This is a genomic window from Pseudomonas kermanshahensis (assembly GCF_014269205.2).
Taxonomy (GTDB): Bacteria; Pseudomonadota; Gammaproteobacteria; order Pseudomonadales; family Pseudomonadaceae; genus Aquipseudomonas; species Aquipseudomonas kermanshahensis.
Genome location: NZ_JABWRY020000014.1, coordinates 1 through 660, shown reverse-complemented (window position 1 = coordinate 660; position 660 = coordinate 1). Strand labels below are relative to the sequence as shown.

The window sequence follows — 660 nt, the reverse complement described above, 5'->3', positions numbered from 1 at the left end:
GGCGCTGACCTTCACGTTGAGCGACGGCACCACCGTCATCACTGTGCCGGCCAACAGCACCACCGGCTTCACCACCGTGACTGCTCCGGACAACGTCTACGTCGGGACCAACGATCCAGTGATCAAATCGATCGCCACCGTTGATGGCGCGGATGTTGGCAAGTTCGAGAACTTGGTTCTGGACAAAACGCCGGTCAGCACCGCTGTCACCGACGAGCCAGGCACGCCGGGCAACGAAGGCGACTTGGTCAAAGTCACCATCACCGCTGACCAGGTTTCGGTGGCTGAAAACGTCAAACCGACCTTCACCGTTCACATCAACACCGCCCTGGCTCACGACTTGGTTGTGACCCTGAGCAACAACGCCACCGTCACTATCAAGGCCGGTGAAACCAGCGCGCCGTACACCCACGAAGCGCAGGGCGACGACGTCTACAAAGACGCTGGCGAAATCGAGTTGGGCGTGAAGTCGGCAGCAGACATCGATGGCCGTGCCTTCGAGAATCTGCAGCTGGGCGACGCGGCGTCGGTCAAAGTCACTGACACCACCGATGATGTCGTGGCCAAGCTGACTGCCACCCCTTCGGTTACCGAAGGTGGTGCAATCACTTACACCATCACCCTGACCAACAAAGACGGTCTGCCGATCGACAAGCATTC

At 59.4% G+C, this 660-nt stretch carries 1 protein-coding gene; it reads left to right on the top strand.

Annotated features, from left to right (window positions below; genetic code table 11):
- Window positions 1-660 (top strand): immunoglobulin-like domain-containing protein (locus tag HU764_RS28275; RefSeq protein ID WP_217835024.1); only part of this gene is annotated, 660 nt, incomplete at both ends.